Source organism: Candidatus Magnetaquicoccus inordinatus, assembly GCF_004217665.1.
GTDB classification, from domain to species: domain Bacteria; phylum Pseudomonadota; class Magnetococcia; order Magnetococcales; family Magnetaquicoccaceae; genus Magnetaquicoccus; species Magnetaquicoccus inordinatus.
In genome coordinates this window covers 1-22,812 of the sequence record NZ_RXIU01000005.1, presented here as the reverse complement: position 1 = coordinate 22,812, position 22,812 = coordinate 1, and the positions used below count along the sequence as shown (strand labels likewise).

Genomic DNA, 22,812 nt, shown 5'->3' with positions numbered 1-22,812 from the left:
ATGTTCCCTTTCTGCCTATGGGGTCTTGCTTGTGCACTGCTGCAACAGCTCCAATAACTCCACCTCCGCCTCTTTGAGGCGATATTTTTTTACCAAACGCAAAAGATTGTGCACGCGCCCCTGAATCGACAAAGGAAACGCAGCCTTTTCCAATGGCTCCACCAATCCTTGACAGACTTTTGCCTGCCTGGCCTTGAGTGGCTCACGCAGTGGTTCCAACAAGGATTGCAGCTCTGTCAGCGTCAATTCAGCGCGTTGCGGCACTTTTTCTTGCTCTTGTTCTGCAGAGAAGAGAGCTGCCAAGGCCAGCAATAGCGGATTGAGAATCGATTCTACTCTCTCCAAAAACTGCGCCACCTCAGCCGAAGCTTCCATCAACCCCTGCTCCAACTGTCGAGCCGCCTCCTGCAACGCCTCGGCGCCAATACTACCCGCCAACCCTTTCAGGGTATGCGCCAAACGAATCGCCTCCTGCTGTTCTCCCTGCCCCCAACTCTCCCGCAAACGCCGGGCCACATCCTGCTGATCAATAGCAAAACGGCGCAACAAACGCTCCAGCAAGGCCGGATTGTTGGCACAGCGACGGAGTGCTTCCGCACGATTGATTCCGGCAATCTCTCCGCCAACAGCGCCCAGCATCGACTCGCCAGTCGGCATCTCCTGCCCAAGAGACTCAATCTTCTCGTCACCGCTCTGCCCATCTTTTTGCAGCCATTTATGCAAAGTACTGAACAGATGTTGCGGATCAATCGGTTTGGCGACATGATCATTCATGCCTGCCTGTAGACTCTTTTCCCGATCTCCGACCATGGCATTGGCAGTCATGGCGATGATCGGAATGGTTACCCCCAGCTCTTGACGCAGGGCACGGGTCGCATCATAGCCATCCATCACCGGCATCTGCACATCCATCAAAACCACGTCAAACGTCAATTTGCGCAGCGCTTCCACCGCCTCCCGGCCATTGCCGGCAACCTCAACCTCCAAGCCTACCATCTCCAAAAGATCAACCGCCACCTGTTGATTGACCGGATTATCCTCGGTCAGCAACACCCGTTTGCCAGCCAAACTACGAAAACCACTCACCCATTGCGTATCACGCGAGACCGTCGCCTTGTGGCTGATCGGCATCGCCCCAAACAACTCGGCCACCGCATCAAACAGTTGGGAAGCGGTCACCGGCTTTGGCAAAGTACGCACCCGTGCCAAACTGCCACATGCCTCTTGCATCCGCACCATCTCCGGTTGCGGACACAAAATCACCGCCGGCAAATGGGATAACTCCTTCCAGGAGCGTTGCCCCAACAACCACTGCAACCCGTTACGCTCTGCCGAACAATAATCGGACAATAACAGATCCGGCTTTTCGTTCCACCCCCCCGGACGCAGCGTTGGCTCAGAGGGGTGCTCTTCACAAATCTGGAAGGTTAATGAACCCAACAACTCATGCAATATCTCCCGATTGCGTTGATTTTCCACGGATAATCCAATCTTCAACCCACGCAACTCAGGAGCCGGTTGCCACTCTTCCGCCTCATCGGCAATCAGTCCCATCAGCACCGTAAAACGAAATTGACTCCCTTCCCCTGGACGACTTGATGCGGAAATTGCTCCCCCCATCAACTCCACCAAACGACGACTGATCGCCAAACCCAAACCGGTTCCCCCATACTGACGGGTCGTAGAGCTGTCGGCCTGGGTAAAAGAGTCAAACAAGGTCTCAATCTGCTCTGCTTTGATGCCAATACCACTGTCACGTACCGAGAAGAGCAGCTCTACCTCACTGCTGCGCCGCTCTTTGACCTCCACCCGCAACTCCACCTCGCCGCGTTCAGTAAATTTAACAGCGTTGCCCAGAAGATTCAGCATCACCTGTTGTAAACGCAACGGATCCCCACGCAAATGCACAGGAACCCCGCGTGCACGGGAACAGAGCAGCTCCAAGCCCTTTTCATAGGCGCGCACAGCAACCAGGGTGATGACCGTCTCCAAAACCTCATCGAGACGAAAGAGCACGCTCTCCAGCTCCAAACGTCCGGCCTCAATTTTGGAAAAGTCTAGAATATCATTCAAGATACGCAATAAAGTTTTGGCCGAACCATGTATTTTGCTGACATAATCGCGTTGCCGAGGAGTCAGGTCGGTATGCAGCGCCAAATGGCTCATACCGATAATGGCATTCATGGGGGTACGAATTTCATGGCTCATATTGGCCAAAAAGTCACTTTTGGCGCGACTGGCAGCCTCGGCAGTATACATGGCCCGTTTAAGCTGCTCCTCCATCAACTTGCGGGCGCTGATATCCTGAAACACCGCCACCGAACCAACAATCCGCCCCTCTTCAATAATCGGTACCGCCACGACCGAGACCGGAAACATCTGCCCAGAACGATGGATAAAATGTTCATCTTCCGAACGATAAATCTCTCCCGCACGATTGGCAAGCCAGATCGGACACTCATCCCTGGTCAGTGTTGAACCATCCGCTCGCAGATAATGGACTGTCTCATGCAAATGCTGGAAGAGCAGTTCGTCACGGCTCCATCCCAACAGCCGTTCTGCCTCCCGGTTGAGGAAGGTGCAACGACCACGAATATCCAGGGCATAGACCCCTTCGCCCATCGAATCGGTCAAGCTCTGCAAAAAGTTGCGACTCTCCCGAAGCTGCTCCTCCATGATCTTTTGCGCAGTAATATCGGTACGAATGGCAATATATTGAATCGGTTTGCCCCGTTCATTGAGATAGGGCACAATGGTTGCCGCCACCCAATAGAGATCACCACTGCGACTGCGGTTGCAAATCTCTCCTTCCCACACCTCACCATTGGCTATCGTCTGCCAGAGATGACGAAAAAAGGCTTTATCATGCTGGCCGGAGCCAACCATGCGATGATCCTGCCCCAGCAACTCCTGCTTGCTATAACCACTGACCCGACAAAATTTATCATTGGCATACAAAATATGCCCAGCCGTATCGGTGATACTGACAATGGCATGCTGATCCAGAGCAAATTTTTGCCGTTCCAGTTGCGCATGCGCCTCCTGCAACCGGCTTTGTCCCAGCAGATAATCCTCCACCAAACGTGCCATCAAAACCGTCAACTGCTCCAAACTGGAGTCATCGTTGCGCAACAGATCCTGACCTGAGCTTAACAACAAACGGTTGGCGGTCTCCTGCAACGAATCGATCACCCGCTGTTGCTGCTCTGCTTGCGCGCGCAAGCGCTCATTAAAACGATTCAGCTCATCGGAACTGAGCAACAAACTGCGGTTACGCAACTCCAAATCCCGCTCTTGCTGCTCATAACTCTCGCCCACTCTCCGCGAAAACTCAAGCAAACCCGAACAGATGCGTTTAGCGGCATCGGAGGCATCACTGTCTCCCAAGCGCTGTTGCAGTTCGGCTACTCCCTGGACAAACCCCTCTTCATCCAGAGCAAATATCCGTTTGATCTGTCGTGCCAGCAGACGGTGCATACGCAGATTATTCCTCGGCAAGAAAAGTGATGGTCATCGTTTGGTTATGCAGCTTGCACTCCACTGTATCAAACAAGGGGCTGATTTCACCATACGAGTGAAAACCGGTCAGCACCGACCCTGTCGCCAAAGTATCGGCCACCACCTCAACCTCCTCATCGACATGATCACCCATGACCAGTTTGCGCCCCACACAACTGACCAACAAAGCCAAACCGGCTCCCTGATTGCCAGCCAACTGGCGCGTGCGCTGTGCAGCCAACTCGGCGCCATCCACCAGTGCATTGGTGGATGCGTGCATCAAGCGCAAATAACCATTTGGATCAATTTCGCCCGCCAGCACCAAACTCCCCTGGGCCTCATCAATCGCCAAAATGGTCCGAATCAGACCCAAACGGTCTTTATTTTCGCTCAACATCTCAAAAGGAAACAACAACCCGGAAGCAGGCAGATCCTGGGCATACTCTCCCAAATAGTCTTGATACAAATTCAGGGCCGGTTCCCCATCCAACTCAAACAACACATTACCCTCACAACGGGTAATGCGACGAATTGGACCAAAAGGCTCCCATCCACCTACCGAACCATACCCAATACGGATCCGCTGTCCATATAAACCGATGGCAACCACTCGGTCGCTGCTGACTCCCTGGTTGTCGAGCACCATGGTCTGTTGAAAACGAGCACCATCGCCAGCCAAACCGCCATTGATCGGCACCTCTTTACCCAAAACAGCCACCATGCCACGAATCAAGGCACTGCCATTGATACCCAACCCTTTGCTGAAAACCAGCACTCCGCGCAACCCCTCGCCCAGCAACTGCCTGCCCACCTCCTCGCCAACCGCCGAGGACTCTTCCATGGCACTGATAGCCGCCGAGGCCAAACGCAAACCGGTATCGGCAAAATGCACCGCCGTCAACACGCAAGCACCATCATAGCATTGCTCGCCAGCAATCTCTCCGGCTGTAGTGCAACCAGCCAGTTGCGCCTGCGGAAAGGCAGCACGCACACTCTCATAAAATCCAGCCGAAGCAAAGAGAGCGGTCGGACCAAACACCAAAAGCAATTGCGGATCGAGCGCTTGCAACTCTTGCAAATCCTCAACATGTAATAAACCGTCGGTAAATATCTTTTGCGCAATTTTCATTCATTTGACTCCTTGCCAAGTGGGGATGTCTGGAATTGTTCGCTCAGCAGAGTGTCCAACAGTTGCTCGGCCTCTTTCAAACGATAGCGTTGTACCAGACGAGAGAGTTCTTGCACAACAGGTTGTAGATTATTATCACTGAAATTTTCCTGGAGTTGTTGCAGCAATTGTTGACACTGTTTGGGCTGCCTTTTTTGTAACGGCTCGCGCATTGCCAGAAAGAGTTGTTGGGCTTCTCTGCTTAAAACAAGAGACTCTTGCCGCCCCTCCTCTGTTTCTGCCGCACTCTGCATCTGTTCCGTCTGAAGCTGCGCAGAAAATTCATTTTCCTGCGGCAACGATTTTGTTTCCAGCACACGCTCACTCTTGGCAACCAAGGGCAAGGTCACACTAAACCAAAAACAACTTCCTGCCCCCTGACTGCTTTCCACGCCAATCTGTCCACCCATCAACTCCACCAAACTGCGGCACAAAGCCAAACCCAAGCCCAATCCACCATAACGGCGACTGGCACTGCCATCACCCTGACTAAACAGATGATAGAGCCGGGTTTGTTGCTCCTCGCTCAAGCCGATCCCATTGTCCTGGACCATAAAACGCAACAACACCCTTCCCGGCTCGGCAAGCGCTGCTGGGCTGCTCGACACAACCTGCCCGGCATCCCATGCAGCGCTACTTGTTACTGAGAGAACAATCTGTCCTTTATCGGTAAATTTAATTGCGTTATCAAGAAGATGATAAAGAATCTGCCGCAAACGCACAGCATCTCCCCAATACCACTCCTGCACGGCACATTGTGGTTGCCAAACCAATAACAACCGTTTCTCCTCGGCACGCCCTTGCAACTCCCCGTAGAGATTTTGCCAGAGCTCAGTCAATTGCAAAGGGGCACTCTGCAACTGCAAGCGTTTGGTTTCCAGCCGCGCAAAATCCAAAAGATCGTTGACCAAACGCAGCAGATGGCGGGCCGATGTTTGTACCTTTTCCAGACGTTGCTGTTGCACCTCTGGCAGTGCACTCTGCAATACCAAATGGGTCATGCCCAAAATAGCGTGCATCGGGGTACAGATTTCATGGCTCATATTGGCCAAAAAGGTGCTTTTCGCCCGATTGGCACTTTCCGCATCCTCCTTGGCCTGCGCCAACTCCTGGTAAAGAGTACCCAAACGCTGGCGCATACCATCCATGGTCAGGGCCAATTGCCCCATCTCATCCCCTCTCAACCGTGGCAAAGGGGTATGAAAATCACCAGAACCGATGCGTTCACTGGCTTTATGCAGTTGACGCAGCGGATAGACAACCTGGTGCCGCAACAACCACAACAAGGCAACTCCCATCACCACAACGGCCACCACTCCCACCATTAAGGTGCTCATCAACAGCAGATGGGTCTCATGATCCAGCTCAGCGAAGGGTTGCTGGACCAGAAGACGCAGCTCGGACTCTATGGCACTCCCTGCAGCCAGGAAGGGTTGCTCCTGCAGAGTGACCGACTGCGGCATACCCACAGCAAGCGAGAGTTTTTGCCACAACGGGGAGGGCAACTGCTCGCCGAGCAACTCCTGGCGATAGGCAAAACGCAGTTTGCCATCACCATCGGCAATCAACACCCCCCCACTGCTGCCCACCCGATAGCGTTCCACCAAATCCTGCAGAAAATGGGGACGCATGGTTACCAGCAAATAGCCTAAAACAGAGCCCTTTTTTCCGCCAAAACCGGTTTGACTGCGAATCGCAGCCCCGGCCATCAGCACCCACTCTCCATTATCTGGATTAAAACCCATCACATGATAGGGGTGCTCAGGAGCGTGTTGCAAATATTGAAACACCGGATTGTGCTGCTCATTTTCGTTCTGATTGGGCAGATCATAGGAGGTGACACGGGTATCTTCTGTACCATCCGGCAATAGCAGACTGATGGTATAATAGGCGCTCACCGCCTGCTGAAACCCGGAAAACAGACGTATGACCGTAGGTTGCAACAGGGTATAGCGCTCCTGTTCATCTGCCGTTTCCAAATATCTTTCCAAAATTTCCGAACGGCTGAACACCTCCAGATGGGAATCCACTGTTTCTAAATACAGTTGAATACGGCTTTGCGCCTGCTGCAAGGCATTGCTTATTTCTGCATGGGCGATGGTCAAACGCGAAGCACGCAACTCCACATAGACCACCCCTCCCAAGGTCAGCAGGGAGACCACCAGCAACGGCAACACCAGCAGCGTCAGACGTAACTGCAGGTTGCCGTGGGAAATGGCTGACAAAAACCGCATGGAGCTCACCGCAACAACCGCCCCATAAAATCATTGATCCGTTTTTGCGTGCGCGCAGAAAACGAACGAATCGGTTCGGAGTTGATCAAAACTTCGGTCGGCGGAAAAATGGCTGGATCTTGTCGATACTCTGCAGAGCCCTTTTGTAAAGCAATCTGGTTGGGGGTGGCAAAATGGAGATTCTGGGCATTTTGCAGGGCATTTACTGGCTCAGAGAGAAAATGGATCAAACGCAATGCCATCTCCTGACGCGCAGCCGAAACTTTGCCTACTGCCAGATAGTCCACCCAAATGGCACTCCCTTCTTGTGGATGGATATAGCGAATTTCGGGATGAAACTCGCGCAACTTGACCGCATCGCCATTAAATACAATCGCCATTTTGACCTCTCCGGTCACCAGCGGTGAATTGGCGCTCAGATCCAGGTAACGATAATATTTGACAAAGGGTTTTTGTTCCTGCAACAACGCCTCGGCAGCAGTCAATTGTCCCGGATCCTCGGAATTGACCGAAAAACCCAATGCCCGCAAAGCCATACCCAACATCTCCCGGTCCGACTCCATGGCATTCAAAAAGCCACGCAGCGACTCAGCAGGTCGAAAAAAATCCATCCAACTGACCGGTGCCTTGGCCAACAGATCTGCCCGATAGGCCAAACCGATGTTGCCCCAAAAATAGGGAATCCCTAGCACATTACCGGCACTGTCCGGTTCTGCCAACCAGCGTTTGTCCAACTCGGAAAAATGGCCCAGCTTACTGGTATCAATGGTACTGACCCAACCGCGTTGGGCATACAATGGCAAATTGACGCGGTTGACCACCAGCAGATCAAAAGCTGCAGCTCCCTTGCGCAGCATTAATTGATCGCGCTCCTGATCGCTTTCAAAAGCTATTTGTCGCACCGCAATCTTCTGCTCCTCGGCAAACCTCTTTAACAAATCAGGATCGATATAGTCTGGCCAGATCAATATTGTTAACTCTCGCTCTTTCTCTGTCATAGCCCAGGAGTTACCTACTGGCATCAGCAAAGAGCCCAACAAACCCATCCCGGCTTGCACAAATTGCCGACGAGTATACATACGCTTCTCCCCTTATTGCTCACTGCTCAGTCCGACTGCCACAATGGATAATTATATATCCAATGTTGCAAAAAATGCAGGATCAATTTTTTGCATTTGCCCCAAACAGAGGCTCTATTCTCCTGACCGAACGGTCAACTAAAAAGAGATTTGACAAAAGGCGCTCGCATCTGCTACACCCAGCCCATGGGAAGAACCAGTGATGCTAAAGAGCGGCTCATTCAAAGTGGAATGGCCTTGATTCATGCCGGAGGCTATGCCCAGGCCGGTGTGCAGGAGATTTGTCTGCATGCTGGGGTACGCAAGGGCAGTTTTTATCATTTTTTTGCCTCGAAAAGTGCCCTGGCTCTGGCAGTTGTGGAACGTTTTCGTCTCTTTTCTGAGCAGTTTTTGGATCAGGCCCTGGCAAACGATCTGCCCCCTTTGGATCGCCTGACCCGTCTGTTTCACATGACAGCACTCCTGCAACAGCAGTCGCAAACAGAAAATGGCTTTGTGAAGGGGTGTCCATTCGGCAATCTGGCTCTGGAAATGAGCGGCCATGATGAGTCGTTACGTCATGCTCTTATGGAGGTATTTGCCAATCTGCAACTGAGATTGCAGCAGGTACTGCACGAGGCTGCCGTTACCCAGGCAGAAAATAAAGCCGAAGCATTGGTCAACCTCTTCGAGGGATCCATCTTGCTGGCCAAAACCCACAACGATCCACAAATCATCCATCGCATGGGGGCAATTGCCCGAAAGTTGGCTCGCTAACGAGCCAACCCTCGCGCAAACCATCACCATCTGTCAGGTCTTGAAAAAGCCCATCGAAGCCCGCAACACGCCAGCCAGATTGGCCAACTCATCGGCAGAGGCCGACATCTCCTCACTGGCTCCGGCATTTTTCTGAATCACCTTGTCCAACTGTTGAATCGCTTGATTGATCTGTGAAGTGCCCTGATTTTGCTCCCGACTGGCCACAGCAATCTCCTGCACCAGCTCGGCAGTGCGCTGAATATCAGGAACCAGGCGACTCATCACCGCTCCCGCTTTTTCTGCCACCGTCACGCTGGAGATGGAGAGTTGGGAGATCTCTCCTGCCGCATGTTGACTGCGTTCCGCCAATTTGCGCACCTCCGCAGCCACCACAGCAAACCCTTTGCCATGCTCGCCTGCCCGTGCCGCCTCAATGGCAGCATTGAGCGCCAACAGATTGGTCTGCCGGGCAATCTCTTCGATAATGGAGATCTTGGAGGCAATCTCCTTCATCGCCGACATCGCCTCACCAACCGCCTGTCCACCCTCCTGGGCGCTGGCCGAAGCCTGTACGGCAATCCGTTCCGTAGCCTGGGCATTTTCAGTATTGCGGCTGATACTCGCCGACATCTGCTCCATGGCCGAAGAGGTCTCCTCAATGGAGGCCGCCTGCTCAATAGCCCCTTGCGCCATCATCTGCGCGCTGTCGGACAACTCATGACTGCCATTGGCCACACTGTTGGCGGTGGTATTCACCTCCCCGACCACCTTCTGCAAACGCTCCACCATGGTGTTAAGAGCCTGCACCAGACGGCCCATTTCATCCTTTTGTGGAAGATTCATTTTGCAACATAAATTGCCTTGCGCCACATCTTCGGCAAAACCCAACGAAATCAAAATGGGACGGACAATGGCTCGTGGAATGATCACGCTCATCAATATCGCCACAAAAACAGCGACCAAAACGACTGAAATAAGAATCGTGCGGATCTGGGTAGCCTGGCTTAACATCTGCTCTTCGGAAAGAATATGGTCGCGGGTACTCTTTTCCAAAGAGTGAAAATGGGTTTTCAAGGTAGCCAGTTGTGGCTGCGTCTCACTGGCAAAAATGCGTTCGGCCTCTTTTTTGCCCTGCAAAGCGTTACGCGCTGTCTCCTGCATCTTCTTCAAATAACCGCGCACAGCGGCCAGTTCATTCTGCACATCTTTTTGATAAAGCGCTTTGGCCAGCTCCAGATTGCCCGCACGCAAGGCATCACGCACCTTCTCTCCAGTGGCATGCAAGCGACGATGGGCCGGCTCCATCTCCTTCATCAACTCAGCTTGTTGGGCGTCCGTATCCACCATCTTTTTGCCGCCCTCGCCATAGATAAATTTACCCATCCCGCATTGGGTCGGATCCAACTGCACCGTCAGCTCTTTCTCCCCGGCAAGAATGGTGGAGAGCATCTTCTCGGACCAGGCCAGATGATCGGTCTCTTTTTGCGCCAAAAACTCCGGCAGATTGGCATCGGCGCGCCGGAACACCTTTTGAATGTTGCGCGCCGAAGCATGCAGCAACTTGTGGGGCTCCTCCACCGCAGAGAGGGTATCTTTTAACGAGGGTACCAAATGCTCCGCATGACGACGCCCCTCACCATAAAACCACTTGCCAAAAGCACACTGCGTATGATCAAGCTGCACCCCAATCTCACCACCCGCCTTTTCATCATTGATAAAGGTGCTGACGCGATTGACCCAGTTCAGATGATCCACCTCACGCTGCAAAATTTCACTGCGCAGCTTGTTACCCTCCACCACCTCCAAACCGTTGTTCACCATGATGCCAATGCCGCGCAAAGACCAGACGCTCACTCCGATCAGCAGAATCAAAACACTGCCAAAACCGATCATAATTTTTTTGCTGACACTCAGATCTCGCCAACGCATTACCCCTCTCCTTCCCCTTGTCGGTTCATGTTTGTCGGCTCACAACGGCGAAAAAAGGTTTTCCCGCAATGTCCAAACCAGGCGAAATGTACCAGATTCCCCTATTTGAATCCAGTAAATTCACCAGCACGAACCACGCAACAAACAACAATTTTTCTCGTTTAATCAAATGATTATATATTTGAATAGAGGATGGGATAAAGCGATGAAGAAAAAATGGTTGCGGAGTTACTCTGCACACAATCAGTTATGCACACTCATCATCCTCTTGTGCATCATCCAAGCGAAAAGCACTGATGGTCTCTTCCAACTGTTCGGCAGCATCCATCAGTTGATGGGCAATTTCACTTACCTGTCCAGAGGTTTGCACACTGTTGCGTACCACATTATCCAAGCGCGTGACGGCATCGGCAATCTTCTGGGCGCTTTGATTTTGTTCTCCCGACAAACGATCGATACGACGCACCTCTTCAGCAGTACGGGTAATCTCCGGCACTAAAAGAGCCAACACATCGCCAGTCGAGCGTGCGGTCTGCATGGTGGTAGACATCAATCTGCCGATCTCCTGGGCTGCTTCTCGACTGCGTTCCGCCAATTTGCGCACCTCTCCCGCCACCACCGCAAACCCTTTGCCTGCCTCACCGGTCCGCGCCGCCTCAATGGCAGCATTGAGCGCCAACAGGTTGGTCTGGCGGGCAATCTCCTGAATCATCTCCATTTTTTGTGCCGCATTGGCCATCGAACGGATGGTCTCCTGCACCGACTCCCCACCCTTGACCGCACTCTCTGCAGCCGCCCGGGCAATCTGTTCGGTGGCCTTGGAACGATCCACACTCTCCCAAATGCCACCAATGATGATTTTCATAAAGCGCGCCACCTCTTCGGAGACCGCCGAAGTGTTGCCACTCCCCTGTTCCAGTTGCTGGCGCAAAGCGGAAAAGCTGCCGATCCCTCCGGTCAACGCCTGTGATTGCCGATGTACCGAACGGATAATGCCGGCCAGATTATCGGCCATGCGATTCAAATAGCGGCCAATCTGCGCAATCTCATCCTGTTGCTCCTCAGCATAGTGCAGACGCGGTCGCAAATCTCCTCCGGCAATGGTCTCGATCACCTCCTGCAAACGCCCCAAAGGTTGGGTCACCAAACGGCGAAAAATAGTGCGCAACAACAGAAGCAACAACGCCACTGCCAACAGCACTGTCACTGCCAATTCCAGTTGCGTCCGGGCAATTCCCTGTTCAAATTCGCGCAAAGAGAGGGTCAAATGCAGCATCCCCCGCACTTTATGATCGGCACCATGGCAGGCATGACACTCTGGCTTATTGAGCAACGGCACCCAATATTGCACCTGTGCTGTACCATCGGCACTCACCCCAAATTGATGCACTGCCTGTTCACCAGCCACCGCCTGGGCAAAAGAGCTACTGACTCGGCTGGCATCATAGCGGGTAAATCCCATAAAACCGTTGGGATCGGGCTCCACTGCTGCCCCCTCTTGAAATGCCTCACGCTCATCCAAACGCAGCACCTGAAAGCCCTGGATACCAGAGATCTCTTTCAAAGCCTTGGCATAGTGGCGGGCTGTCTCAGCCGATCCTCCCAGCATAATCGCTTCCAAGCCGCGTGTGGTGCTGGCAGTCAGTTGCTGAATGGTTCTTTCATGTTGTTCCAACAAGGCCGTGCGCATTCGGTGGACAGCCACTCCGCCCATTCCCGCTAAACTGATGGCACCAGCAACTCCCGCCACCAGCAGCAAACGAACTCCGATGGACCCTCTGCGCAGAAAGTGTGTCATGGGATTTTCCGGAATAATTTTGATATTTGACGTTTTTTGATTCTAGCAAATCCTCTTTACTCCTGTAAAGAAAGTTTATAGTAAAATATGATGATTCTCTGTTATTCCTGTACAAAAATGATATGTTAAAATTTATTAATGGAAAACTCCCATCTTGATTCATTACGATTCGCTCTCAACGCTCCCAGAGTCGCACGATCATCTGCGGCAGATGGCCACGATAACGCTCGGTCAGCGCCTGCCCCTGTCGTTGCCACCACACACCCAGATAGAGCAGCGCAAAACCGATAACGATCAACACAAATGGAAAAAGCAGGCTGTCGGAAAACCATTTATGGGAGAGATAACCGAGATAGCCCGCCATGCCCAAACCACCAAAAAGAGCAAATACCCGGCGGCGCAACAAACCTCCCAAAACAATCAGACCAATATTAATACAAAAATAGAAAAATTTTGCCCACTCCGCATCACTGGAACGAAACGACAAACCTCCCCAAAAGGTGAGCATGCCAAACTGATACAACCAAAAAGCATAATCCAGCCCTCCCTTCTGGCGCACATCGATTGCAAAAGCTAGCAACAACATACCCAGTCCAAAAAGAATGGATATATTCTGGGCAGTCACCCCCTGCCAACCAGGAGTGCCCAGCAGCAACGGCAGCAGATCCATGCTCATATACCACAAAGTGACGGCTACCGGCATCACCGCAAAAGGCATGGGCATCCGCCACAACAGCAGTGCTGCCACCAACAAGGTGCCCCACTCCATGACCAACCAACGCCCATCGATTTTGGTGTGATAGGCTTGATAAGGCAGCACATCCTCCCAATATCCCAAGCCCATCTGCAGCCCATAAATGGCCAACGGCACCAATACCACACTCAAAGTCAACATGATCCCGGCTGGAATCAGGAGCTGTTTACGCTGCAGAAACCAATGGCTGAGCCAAGTGGTTAACAGACCAAAAAGCAGCGCCAATGCCGCCAATCCCCATCCCCCCAACAACACCCAGCCTTGCGTCATGAACAGGCTCAAGGCACCAATCGCCAACAGGCCACCCAGATAATATAAAATATGGCTGCCCTGGAAAGTGGGACGATCCGGCGGCTCGCTCTGCAAAAAATGCCACAGCGCCTCTGCACTCTCAGCCGTCAAAATCCCCTCGGTAACCGCTTTCTGCAGATCCGTGCGCTGCAACTCCATGTGGCCTCCTCCTTAACCCAAACGATAGATATCATAACGGGTCTGTTCACTCTCTATCACCATCGTCGGCAACAAAGCAGCCAAATGGGCTGCATGACGTGGTCTTTTTACCACCACCCGACTCTGCGCCACCTGCATGGCCAAGGGCAACAACTCTTCGGCATCGTTATCATCCCCCACCAAACGACGCAGACGCCGCATCTCCTTTTTGACCAAAGCACTCCCCTGGCGATGCGGATACATCGGATCCAGATAGATCACATCCGGCCTCTCTCCCCTGTTGTCTGCCAGAAACGAGGCCAACCAGCACCGCGAATCGGCCCTTTCCAAGGTTAACAAAACTTGCGGAAGAGCATGAATCTGGCTATGCGCCCGCAAACGACGCAAACCATCTTCCAGCAGTACCGCCAAGACAGGGGAACGTTCAACCATCTTCACCTCCGCTCCCAATGCTGCCAAAACAAAAGCATCCTGCCCCAAACCTGGTGTGGCATCAACTATCCGCAACGGCTTGTGCGCACGCAAGCCCAGCGCACGCACTAAAGGTTGTCGCCATCCCCCACCATGACGTCGGCGATAACCGGCCTTGCCGGCGACAAAATCCACCACAATGGCTCCGCCCTCCTCGGCCACAGTGCCCTGCAGCTCTATATGTTCGGCCTGCAAAACCACTATCAACTCTGCCTCTGTGTGCCCACCCTTTTTTTGCTCCGCCAACAGGGGCAAACACAAGCGTTCGGCCAGGGCAGATGCCTCCTCATGACGCTGGCCCGTGGCATCAAACACGGCAACACGAGAAAAAATCTGTTCATTATTCAACACTGTTCCCATCCAAGGGCAAAAAAATGTTGGCCACGGGTTTTGTCCGAGCGCGAAAAGGTTCATAATGGTAAACCGTATGCAGCACAGCAAGCAATCATCGTCCCAGCAACCAAGAGTCGTAACATGCAAAAAACCATTGCCTTTCAAGGGATGCGTGGCGCCTACAGCGAACAAGCCTGTCGGGAAAAGATGCCCGGCCATCTCTACGTTCCCTGCAAAACCTTTGAAGAGCTGTTTCAACAAGTGGAATCCGGTGCCGTCGATCTGGGCATGCTGCCGGTAGAAAACAGTGTTGCCGGCACGGTCAGCGACAGCTATGACCTGCTGGCTCGCCATCGCCTGTTTATCATCGGAGAGCACTATCAACGGGTGCGCCACTGTCTGCTCGGCCTGCCCGGCTCCCATCTGCCAGAGATTCGTGCCGTCTATTCCCATCCGCAAGCCTTGGCACAATGCCATAATTTTATCAAAAAGCATGGCTGGGAAAAATATGCGGTCTATGATACCGCCGGGGCCGCCGCTGACCTGCTGCAACGCAACAATCCCCACGAAGCGGCACTTGCCTCGGCCCTCTGCGCCGAGCTTTATCAATTGACCATCCTCGGCAAGGATATTCAAGATAGCCCCTTCAATACCACGCGCTTTTTATTGATTGCTCGTGAAAGCGACCATCCGTCGCCCGAAACCTCCTGCAAAACCAGTCTGCTGTTCGAGGTACGCAACATTCCGGCAGCTCTCTATAAATGCCTCGGCGGTTTTGCCACCAATGGCATCAACCTGACCCGCCTGGAATCCAGACCACTGCCAGGACGCCATTGGAGTTATCAGTTTTATCTTGATTTTGAAGGACACCCAGAGGATGCAGCCTGTGAATTAGCCATGGAAGAGATCTCCTTTTTTACCGACTCCCTGAAAATATTGGGCTGCTATCCGCAAGCTCCGCAACATATGGACTAAACCGCATGCTCACCTACCCCAATCTGGATCCCATCCTGTTGCAAATCGGTCCACTGGCTATTCGCTGGTATGGCCTGATGTATACCTTGGCCTTTTTGATCGGTTGGCCCCTGCTGTTGGCCCGCGCCAAACGTTTTATGCCGCAACTGCATCGTGACTCGGTCAGTGATCTGTTGTTTTGGATTTTGCTGGGGGTGCTTCTCGGCGGACGCCTGGGCTATATCCTCTTTTACCAGTTTGACTATTATCTGGCCAATCCGCTGGCTGTGTTTCGTATTTGGGAGGGAGGCATGGCCTTTCATGGCGGCCTGTTGGGCGTCTTGACCGTCTGCATCCTCTTCTCGCGCAAACATCAACTCAACTGCTTGAGTCTGGCCGACCTGGTGGCACCCATTGCCCCGCTGGGCTTTTTTTTGGGCCGCATCGGCAACTTTATCAACGGCGAATTATGGGGACGCACTACCGATCTGCCCTGGGGCATGCTCTTTCCTGGGGCCGGTCCCCTGCCTCGCCATCCCAGTCAACTCTATCAATCGGCCTTGGAGGGGTTGGCACTCTTTCTGTTATTGCAATGGCTGGGACGCCGTGAACGTCCCTCTGGATACCTTCTTGGCTGGTTTTTGGCCGGCTATGGCTTCTCGCGTTTTGTGGTAGAGTTTGTCCGCGAACCCGATCCACAATTGGGACTATTGGCCCTCGATCTGACCATGGGACAATGGCTAAGCCTGCCGATGATTGTGGCCGGACTGGCTCTCTGGCGCTATTCTCTGCGCAAATCTGGTGCCTGAGCAATGAGCAATTATTCTGCTTCCCTGCTGGAAGCGGTCGCTGCTCTCCCCTTGCGTCCAGGAGTCTATCGCTTTCTGGGCGACAAGGAGCGGGTGCTCTATGTCGGCAAAGCCAAAGCACTAAAAAAACGGGTCAGCTCCTATTTCCAGGCCGGACGCAATCAACCTTTGCGCATCCAGGCCATGCTGGCTCTGGCGCGCAATCTGGAAGTAACCTTGACCCATACCGAAAATGAGGCGTTGATCCTGGAAGCCAACCTGATTAAACGCTTTCGTCCTCCGTATAATGTGCTGCTCAAGGATGATAAATCGCACCCCTATCTGCATCTCTCCACCCAACACCCCTTTCCCCGTCTTTCCGTGGTGCGCACCCCACCACGACCACAATCGGCAGAAAAACTTCCCCCTTCCGCTATCGAGGGCAATCCGGGGCAATGGTTTGGCCCCTTTCCCACCGTAACCGCCTTGCGGGAAACCGTCAAATGGTTGCAGGGTATGTTTCCCATCCGCCATTGTGAAGACAGCCAGTTTAATCAACGGCAACGCCCCTGCCTGAACTATCAAATCAAACGCTGCAGCGGCCCCTGCTGTGGTCGCATCTCGGCTGAGGAGTATGGGCGAATGGTGCATGATGTCTGCCTGTTTTTGGAGGGTAAATCCACTGTGCTCCTGGAGCGCTTGAATCAAGCCATGTGGGAGGCTGCCGAACAACGCGCCTATGAAAAGGCAGCACGTCTGCGCGATCAGATCAAGGCCATTCAACTGATTCAGGATCAAAGACGGGTCAACCTGACGGGCAGCGCCCATCTCGATGTGGTCAGCATTGCCCAGGATGACAGCGGTTGCGCCATTCAGATTTTTTGTGTCCGACATGGGATCAACTGGGGCAATAGCTGCTTTTTTCCCGAAAACAGCAACGAAAGCTCTCCAGAAGAGATTCTTGAGGCCTTTCTTGGCCAATATTATACCCCGCGCAGCGGCGAACAGAGTACTGTTCCTGCGGAGGTGGTTGTCAATCTGGTTCTGCCGCATCGGCAATGGTTAAGCGCCGCTTTGAGCAGCCTGAACGGGGGTACAGTACGTTTGCACCGCCCCAGCAGCGGCGAAAAAGCTCGCTTGCTGCAGATGGCTACCTTGAATGCCCAGGAGGCACTGTTGCGTCGGCAACAAAACCGTACCACCTTTGCCAAACTGCTGCAGGATTTGGCAGAGCTTTTATCCTTGCCACAACCTCTGCAACGTATCGAAGCCTATGATGTCTCCCATCTGCAAGATACCCACCCGGTTGGCTCCCTGATTGTCTGTACCCCCTCTGGCTGGCAAAAAAGCAGTTATCGCCATTTCAACCTTGCTGATCCACAACTGCCTGACGATACAGCACGCATGGCGCGCATGCTGCACCGACGCCTGACCCGCCTCTCCCCACTGCACAATGAACAAAAAAGCCATGCAGAGAGTGACGAAATACCCCCGCGTCCCGATTTGCTTCTGCTCGATGGTGGGCGCGGACAGCTCAATGCGGTGTTGCAAGTAATGCAAGAGTTGGCTGTGCAGGATATTCCTCTCTGCGCCATAGCCAAAGGAGAAGAGCGTAACGCCGGAAAAGAACGTCTGTTTTTGCCTCATTCACCAGAACCCATTGTCTTGCCGACTCATTCTCCGGTACTATTCCTTTTGCAACGTATCCGGGATGAGGCGCACCGCTTTGCGCTCGGCAGCCATCAATCCCAACGGGGACGTGCGCAACTGCAATCTGGTCTGGATCAGATTCCCGGAATCGGACCGCAGCGCAAAAAACTGTTATTGCGTCATTTTGGCTCTACCAAGGCCATTCGAGAAGCCGGAATGGATGCCTTGCGCGAGGTGGCTGGTGTGCCGGAACATGTGGCACAACGTATCGTAGACTTTTTCCAGGAAGGCTCTTGAGTGCATCATGGTTTGGAATCTGCCCAATACCCTGACAGCAACACGGATTCTCTTAATCCCATTTTTTGTGGGCTTTTCCTATCTGCCCGGACGCTGGGGATTTCTGCTTTCGGCCATCTTTTTCAGCCTGGCAGCCATTACCGATTGGGCCGATGGCTATATCGCCCGAAAGCAAAAACTCCTGACCCAGTTTGGACGCTTCTTTGATCCGGTCGCCGATAAATTGTTGGTCATCTCTGCCCTGGTGCTGTTGGTTGCCAGTCAGCGCGCTCCCTTTTTGCCAGTGTTGATCATCCTGGCCCGCGAGGTCACCGTGATGGCCCTGCGCGAACGCTTGGCTGGCCTGGGTCAGCGACTGCCCGTCTCCACCACCGGCAAGTGGAAAACCGGTTTTCAAATGACCGCCATCATCATGTTGCTGGTGCAGGAGGGGCTGTGGGATATACCCTTCCAGTGGCCTGGCTTGCTCTGCCTCTATATTTCTGCTGCTTTGACCATCGTTTCCGGCTATCGCTATTTTCGTGACTCCTGGCCAAAACTGCAAACCGGAAATTAAGAAGAGTGGGCACGGAAAAATTTTTGCAAGAACGGTTGACTTGTAGCCGCTTTTTTCTTAGCATGTCCTGCGTGTCCTTGAGATGGCCTGCCATCGCGCAACTGTGCAAGGATGCCGAGCAGCAATGTGTGCGGGAGTAACTCAGTGGTAGAGTGCAACCTTGCCAAGGTTGACGTCGAGGGTTCGAACCCCTTCTCCCGCTCCACTTTGTCCTGTCTGGCCGGGTGGCGAAGTGGCCTAACGCGGAGGTCTGCAAAACCTTTATTTCGTGGGTTCAAATCCCACCCCGGCCTCCAGCCCCAACACCCCGTTTGCGGCTTTTTCGCGGGAGTAACTCAGTGGTAGAGTGCAACCTTGCCAAGGTTGACGTCGAGGGTTCGAACCCCTTCTCCCGCTCCACTTTTTTTTGCTTTTCCCTGAATTTTTTTTGCACATTATGGTCTAATCGAAAAACCGGATCTCTCCTATCCGGTTTTTCTTGTTATTGGGATGCTGTTTAGGATATTGTGGACCCATTGTTGTAACCCAGAAGAGCGGTATACCTCCCTATCGCCCCTTCGTGAAAATTGTTTAAGATATTGTTGTAATTAAAAATAGTGGTGTGCACAGGAACCTACCCCATCGGGGCTATTATTCGGGAACCTGTTTCATTTTTGAAAAATTTTAAGGAAAAGCTCATGTTCTACCAAGATGAACGTGTTGTCATCTTCATTGATGGCTCCAACCTGTATGCCGCCATCCGCTCGCTTGGCTTTGATTTCGACTATAAAAAACTGTTAAATTATTTTCAAAGTCGCAGCCGACTGGTACGCGCCTATTATTATACCGCCTTGGGTGACGAGCAGGAATATTCGCCCATCCGACCTCTGGTCGACTGGTTGGCCTATAACGGCTATACGGTCGTCACCAAACCAATCAAAGAGTATGTCGATCCTGCAACCGGAATCAAACGCACCAAAGGCAATATGGATATCGAAATTGCCATTGGCATGTTGCGCATGGCCCCTTATTATGATCATGCTGTACTCTTTTCTGGCGATGGTGATTTTCGCAGCGTAGTCGAAGCGGTACAAGATCTGGGCAAGCATGTCACGGTGATCAGCTCCTTGATGACCCAACCGCCGATGATTGCCGATGAGCTGCGCCGTCAAGCCGATGATTTTATTGAATTGGATTCCATCAAAAAAGAGCTGATTCGCAGCACCCCCTGAGAGCTTGCGAATATATCGTAGCGAGCAAGCGCATGGGCAAGACGCAGGCGAATGAGCGACGAGACATATCAAGCAGATAGGCGAGGAGCGAATGAGCCTGCAACGCTGCCCATGGGCGGCACAGTGGATTTATTCACAAGCTCTGAGGAGTATCCGCTCGGGTCAGCAACGGTTGGCAGCATAAAGGTGAGAAAGATCATGCGTAAAATTGCTTTTTTGTTTCCCGGTCAGGGGGCCCAGTCGGTGGGAATGGGCCAAGCTTTTGCTGCCTGCAGCAGTGAATTGGCCGATCTGTTTGCCTTGGCGGATCGGGTTACCGGAGTTGCTCTCAGTCAAATCATGTTTCAGGGCCCTGAAGAGCAACTGACTCTGACCGAAAACACCCAACCAGCCATGCTGGTAACCTCTCTGGCCGCAGCGCAGTTGTTCATGCAGCGCACAGCCATTCGTGCCGATTATGTGGCCGGTCACTCCCTGGGTGAATATAGCGCCATCGCGGTTGCGGGTGGTTTCAGTGCAGAAGAGGCGATTCGCTTGGTCCGCTTGCGGGGACAGGCGATGCAACAGGCAGTCCCTCCCGGTCAGGGAGCGATGGCAGCCATGTTGAACATGCCCGCCGAACAGGTGCAAGAGGTGTGTCAAGCAGCCGCTCTGGAAACCTCTGGCATTTGCGTGCCGGCCAATTTTAATACAGCCCAACAAATTGTCATCTCCGGGCATCAATTTGCCGTCGCTCGCGCCGTCGCCCTGGCCAAAGAGCGCGGAGCCAAACGCTGCATGATGCTGGCTGTATCCGCTCCTTTCCATTGTCCCCTGATGCAGCCGGCTGCTGACATCATGGCTCAGGCACTGCAACAAACAGCCATCGCCGACCTCTCCATCCCGTTGGTTGCCAATGTCACCGCCAAAGAGGTCAGAGAGGGCGAACTTATCCGCCGTTTATTGGTCGAACAGGTGACCGGCGCTGTGCAATGGGAAGCCTTTATTCGCCGCTTGCAGGAGTTGGGCGTCGGAACCTATATTGAGCTGGGCAATGGCAAGGTGCTGGCGGGCATGATCAAACGGATCGATGAAACAGCCCGCGTCTTTACCATCAACACCCCGGAGGATGTTGACAAGGCAGCCGATCAGCTCAACTCTTAATTCATAATCCATTGTGGAGGCAATAATGAGCCATCCCCCAAAAGAGGCTTTTTCTATTTTAACCATACCCGCCGCTCAGGAAAAAGAGGGGTGTCCCCCACCTGAGGCAGAGGAGAGTAGTGCGCGGCATCGCCCCTCTAGCGAAGAGGAGTGGCGACTCAATAAAGCGGCTATCGCCCGCCTCAGCCGTAACGGCCAATGGTCGGAGGTGCTGGAAATTTTGACCGCCCTCTCCAAAAAACAAAAAACCCATGAGATTTACAAAGCTCTGGCACAACGGGTCTGGGTGGCACTCAAAAGCGATGTGCCGGTAACAGATGTGGTATTGGCGCTGTTTCATCTGCTCAACACCTTGGGACCACGCCATGAAATCGCCGGCCCGATTGTCGCTCTGGCCCATCTGATGGCCAAACATCGCACACCGGAACACCCCGATGCCGCTTTGGCCCAAGCACAGTCGCAGCAAATGTTTTCTCTGGTTCTGGATGCGGTCGGCATCGTCGGCGATGAAGCCTTCGCCAAATGGGTCGAACATCATCATCTGGATGATCCCAATCACTATATCCCCATTGTCTTGCGCTCCTTGGAGATCATGGTTGGCGATGATTGGTGGTTTGATCGCGATGATTTGCAGCAAGATGGCAACCTGAAATCTGCCAAACGCAAGGGGTTTGCTCTCCAGCATCCTGGTGAAAAAACCTTACAATAATTCAATAGATGGCTCGGATTGGCGCAACAAGTATGGCATGTTCCATGCTAGTCAGCAGACAGGATACTATTTGAGCACAATGAAGGAGTCTGCAATGGAACCATTACAAATTGTTGCCAACCGGGAAGAATATAAAATATTCGACCGCGACCAAGGCAAAACCGTGGTGACGGGAATCAACAGCTTTCGGGGAGCCTGGGCCATCTATGAGCGCTTGATCAGTCTCAAAGATGCCATTACCCGTTATGCCAAGCAAGCCGCCCCACACCGTCCGTCAATAGATCATGGTACGGTCTGACGAAGAGATGACACTTTCGTTATGATTGCAATCCGATCGGGCCTATTTTTTGTGTTATTTGTCCTGGGCATTTTACTCTATGCCACGGTTATCGTAACACTTTGGCCAATCACTTCCCTGGCCCAGCGACGCAGAATGGCCTGCTCCTGGGCCGAGTATAATCGCCGAATCCTGGCTCTTTGTTGCGGTCTGCGTGACCGCATCATCGGTCAGGAGCGGCTTCCCCCTCCCCCATTCGTCATTTTGTGCAAACATCAATCGGCCTGGGAGACGGTCACCCTGCACGCGCAGTTTCCCACCTTTGTTCTGGTGTTGAAAAAAAGTCTTCTCTCCATCCCCTTTTTTGGCTGGGCTTTGAAAGCCACCGGTCAGGTGGTGATCAATCGGCAGCGCGAAATCGAAGCGTTACGCATCTTGCAGGAGGAGAGCAGACGTTTGTGCAGTGAAGGAACTTCGATCTTGATTTTTCCCGAAGGAACCCGTGTCGCCGCCGGAGAGGTAGGCCATTATCACTCCGGCGGCGTCATCATGGCCATGGCTGCCGGGGTACCCATCGTCCCGGTTGCCCATAATGCTGGAGAGTTTTGGCCTCGCCGCTCTTTTCTCAAACATCCCGGCGAAATTCAAATTCGTATCGGCGAGCCGATCCCCACACAAGGGTTGGATAAAGCCGCCCGCAAACAGTTGCTCCAACAGGTTCAATCAGTCATCGAGGGCATGATGGCAGAGATCTCTCCCTCGACATACTCCGCCC

The 22,812-nt window shown here is 53.0% G+C and carries 18 protein-coding genes and 3 tRNA genes; 13 read left to right on the top strand and 8 right to left on the bottom strand.

Annotation, left to right across the window (positions count from 1 at the left end; all coding sequences use genetic code 11):
* Positions 1 to 15 precede the first annotated feature (15 nt).
* From EJP87_RS00945 to EJP87_RS00930, 4 genes are read right to left on the bottom strand one after another with little or no spacing between them, the layout of a single operon-like run.
* Positions 16 to 3,477, bottom strand: a complete 3,462-nt coding sequence (locus tag EJP87_RS00945; protein WP_130469989.1) for a PAS domain S-box protein — start codon at positions 3,475 to 3,477, stop codon at positions 16 to 18.
* A gap of 7 nt (positions 3,478 to 3,484) precedes the next feature.
* Positions 3,485 to 4,627 carry an FIST signal transduction protein gene (locus tag EJP87_RS00940; protein ID WP_130469988.1) on the bottom strand — a complete coding sequence of 381 codons (1,143 nt, stop codon included), beginning with the start codon at positions 4,625 to 4,627 and terminating at the stop codon, positions 3,485 to 3,487.
* Positions 4,624 to 6,900, bottom strand: coding sequence for a sensor histidine kinase (locus EJP87_RS00935; RefSeq protein ID WP_130469987.1), 2,277 nt, complete (start codon positions 6,898 to 6,900; stop codon positions 4,624 to 4,626). The genes EJP87_RS00940 and EJP87_RS00935 overlap by 4 nt, the downstream gene beginning before the upstream one ends.
* 5 nt (positions 6,901 to 6,905) lie before the next feature.
* Entirely contained in the window at positions 6,906 to 7,979 is a 1,074-nt protein-coding gene (locus tag EJP87_RS00930) for a polyamine ABC transporter substrate-binding protein (RefSeq protein ID WP_130469986.1), read from the bottom strand.
* A 186-nt stretch (positions 7,980 to 8,165) separates the two neighbouring features.
* Here EJP87_RS00930 and EJP87_RS00925 point away from each other — a divergent pair, with 186 nt between their 5' ends.
* Complete coding sequence (locus EJP87_RS00925; protein ID WP_153188647.1) at positions 8,166 to 8,735, top strand: TetR/AcrR family transcriptional regulator; 570 nt, start codon at positions 8,166 to 8,168, stop codon at positions 8,733 to 8,735.
* Positions 8,736 to 8,768: 33 nt separating this feature from the next.
* On the opposite strand, the gene EJP87_RS00920 is transcribed toward EJP87_RS00925, so the two are convergent.
* The 4 genes from EJP87_RS00920 to EJP87_RS00905 form a co-directional block, all read right to left on the bottom strand.
* On the bottom strand, positions 8,769 to 10,646 hold the full coding sequence (locus tag EJP87_RS00920) for a methyl-accepting chemotaxis protein (protein ID WP_130469984.1): 1,878 nt from the start codon (positions 10,644 to 10,646) through the stop codon (positions 8,769 to 8,771).
* A 247-nt stretch (positions 10,647 to 10,893) separates the two neighbouring features.
* The gene (locus EJP87_RS00915; RefSeq protein ID WP_130469983.1) at positions 10,894 to 12,444 is read right to left on the bottom strand and encodes a methyl-accepting chemotaxis protein; all 1,551 of its coding nucleotides are present in this window, start codon (positions 12,442 to 12,444) and stop codon (positions 10,894 to 10,896) included.
* Between the two features lie 175 nt (positions 12,445 to 12,619).
* A complete protein-coding gene (locus EJP87_RS00910) occupies positions 12,620 to 13,648 on the bottom strand; it encodes a DUF2157 domain-containing protein (protein ID WP_130469982.1) in 1,029 nt (342 codons plus the stop codon).
* 12 nt (positions 13,649 to 13,660) lie between these two features.
* Positions 13,661 to 14,470 (bottom strand): class I SAM-dependent methyltransferase, encoded by an 810-nt coding sequence (locus tag EJP87_RS00905; RefSeq protein WP_227657390.1) that lies wholly within the window; start codon positions 14,468 to 14,470, stop codon positions 13,661 to 13,663.
* Positions 14,471 to 14,593: 123 nt separating this feature from the next.
* Here EJP87_RS00905 and pheA point away from each other — a divergent pair, with 123 nt between their 5' ends.
* The 12 genes from pheA to EJP87_RS00845 form a co-directional block, all read left to right on the top strand.
* On the top strand, positions 14,594 to 15,427 hold the full coding sequence (pheA, locus tag EJP87_RS00900) for a prephenate dehydratase (RefSeq protein WP_130469981.1): 834 nt from the start codon (positions 14,594 to 14,596) through the stop codon (positions 15,425 to 15,427).
* A 5-nt stretch (positions 15,428 to 15,432) separates the two neighbouring features.
* On the top strand, positions 15,433 to 16,215 hold the full coding sequence (gene lgt / locus EJP87_RS00895) for a prolipoprotein diacylglyceryl transferase (protein WP_130469980.1): 783 nt from the start codon (positions 15,433 to 15,435) through the stop codon (positions 16,213 to 16,215).
* Positions 16,216 to 16,218: 3 nt separating this feature from the next.
* On the top strand, positions 16,219 to 18,141 hold the full coding sequence (gene uvrC / locus EJP87_RS00890) for an excinuclease ABC subunit UvrC (RefSeq protein WP_130469979.1): 1,923 nt from the start codon (positions 16,219 to 16,221) through the stop codon (positions 18,139 to 18,141).
* A gap of 7 nt (positions 18,142 to 18,148) precedes the next feature.
* The gene (gene pgsA / locus EJP87_RS00885) at positions 18,149 to 18,697 is read left to right on the top strand and encodes a CDP-diacylglycerol--glycerol-3-phosphate 3-phosphatidyltransferase (protein WP_130469978.1); all 549 of its coding nucleotides are present in this window, start codon (positions 18,149 to 18,151) and stop codon (positions 18,695 to 18,697) included.
* Positions 18,698 to 18,827: 130 nt separating this feature from the next.
* Positions 18,828 to 18,902: transfer RNA gene (locus tag EJP87_RS00880), tRNA-Gly, on the top strand.
* Between the two features lie 13 nt (positions 18,903 to 18,915).
* Positions 18,916 to 18,993: transfer RNA gene (locus EJP87_RS00875), tRNA-Cys, on the top strand.
* A gap of 28 nt (positions 18,994 to 19,021) precedes the next feature.
* A tRNA-Gly gene (locus EJP87_RS00870) sits at positions 19,022 to 19,096 on the top strand.
* Positions 19,097 to 19,374: 278 nt separating this feature from the next.
* Complete coding sequence (locus tag EJP87_RS00865) at positions 19,375 to 19,908, top strand: LabA-like NYN domain-containing protein (RefSeq protein ID WP_130469977.1); 534 nt, start codon at positions 19,375 to 19,377, stop codon at positions 19,906 to 19,908.
* Between the two features lie 198 nt (positions 19,909 to 20,106).
* Positions 20,107 to 21,051, top strand: a complete 945-nt coding sequence (gene fabD, locus EJP87_RS00860) for an ACP S-malonyltransferase (RefSeq protein WP_130469976.1) — start codon at positions 20,107 to 20,109, stop codon at positions 21,049 to 21,051.
* 25 nt (positions 21,052 to 21,076) lie between these two features.
* Entirely contained in the window at positions 21,077 to 21,760 is a 684-nt protein-coding gene (locus EJP87_RS00855) for a hypothetical protein (RefSeq protein WP_130469975.1), read from the top strand.
* A 94-nt stretch (positions 21,761 to 21,854) separates the two neighbouring features.
* Entirely contained in the window at positions 21,855 to 22,058 is a 204-nt protein-coding gene (locus tag EJP87_RS00850) for a hypothetical protein (protein WP_130469974.1), read from the top strand.
* A 135-nt stretch (positions 22,059 to 22,193) separates the two neighbouring features.
* A partial coding sequence (locus tag EJP87_RS00845; RefSeq protein ID WP_193771029.1) for a lysophospholipid acyltransferase family protein occupies positions 22,194 to 22,812 on the top strand: 619 nt, incomplete at its 3' end.